Annotated in this window: 1 protein-coding gene; it reads left to right on the top strand. The window is 35.9% G+C overall.

Features of this window, described 5'->3' with window-relative positions; all coding sequences use genetic code 11:
- A partial coding sequence (locus tag KTO59_RS04360; RefSeq protein ID WP_284928836.1) for an ATP-binding protein occupies positions 1-1,089 on the top strand: 1,089 nt, incomplete at its 5' end.
- Between the last annotated feature and the right edge of the window lie 68 nt (positions 1,090-1,157).

Below are 1,157 nucleotides of genomic sequence, written 5' to 3'. Positions count from 1 at the left end.
GCAAAAATAGATAAATTAGAAAACCGTTTATCTGTCGTTGAATTAAAAAATATTGGTAGTACATTAACAAGTCAAACACCATCAAACACTAATAAAGAATCATTCCCAAAAACTGACTTAATGAAAATGCCATCATTTGATAAATTAATCGGGTTCAAAGAAGAACGCGAAGCCGCAGATCGTTTTTTAACTTTTTTAAAGAGTATCGGGAGCCTTCCAAATATTGGAGAAGTTAAAGTTCCAACAGGCATTCTATTACACGGAGTAGCTGGTACTGGTAAAACGACTTTCGCCCAAGCATTAGCAAAAGAAGTAAAATTGCCATTCTTTAACACATCAGCATCTCGATTTTCAAAAGGAACAGTCGGTGAAGCGCCACAAATGGTTCGTGATTTATTCGCTACCGCAAGAAAAGAAGCACAAAATTCAGGCGGAGCCATCATTTTCATCGATGAATGTGAAGAAGTTTTCAAAGACTTAACTGATAATCAATCTAAAACTACTGCCGACACCGTGAATATCATTAATGAATTCAAAGCTCAAATGACAAGCGTTGATAACGATCCTAAAAAACCAGTTTTCTTAATGGCAGCAACTAACCACGTCAACAAAATCGACGAAGCCATCAAATCAAGATTTAGTTACATGATTGAAATCAAACCAGGCAATTTTGAAGAACGTAAACAAATGTTCGAATTCTTAATTAACAAACGTAAAAACCCATACAGCCCTGAAGCCAAAGATTACTTATTAAACGTTGTTAATAGAGCATTAGACGAATTACCACCTTACAAACGAGCAAATCGTATTTTAACTGGTATATTAGACGAAGCTGTTAGTACTCTTGTTCTAGAAAGCAACAAGACAACACCTCCACGAACTCAAATCAACATCGACGACATCAAAACCGCATACCGTTTAAGAGTAGACAAAGACACTAGATTATTAGACATTTTTGACAATCATAGAAAACAACAACAAGATAACACAAACAAACCAAAACCACAAGATGACGTAAACAAACCGAAATCACAAGACGACGCAAACAAGCCAAAATCACAAACTGACCCAAAACCGCAATCTAAATAATTTTAAACCCCATTTACGCAACCAGGGTTTTTAAAAACCCAGTTGCGCCATAACAATTTCCCAACACA

This window comes from Candidatus Phytoplasma sp. AldY-WA1 (genome assembly GCF_020312115.2).
Taxonomy (GTDB): Bacteria; Bacillota_I; Bacilli_A; order Acholeplasmatales; family Acholeplasmataceae; genus Phytoplasma; species Phytoplasma vitis.
The sequence above is the reverse complement of the archived record's forward strand: the minus strand, read 5'-3'. Positions and strand labels throughout refer to the sequence as shown.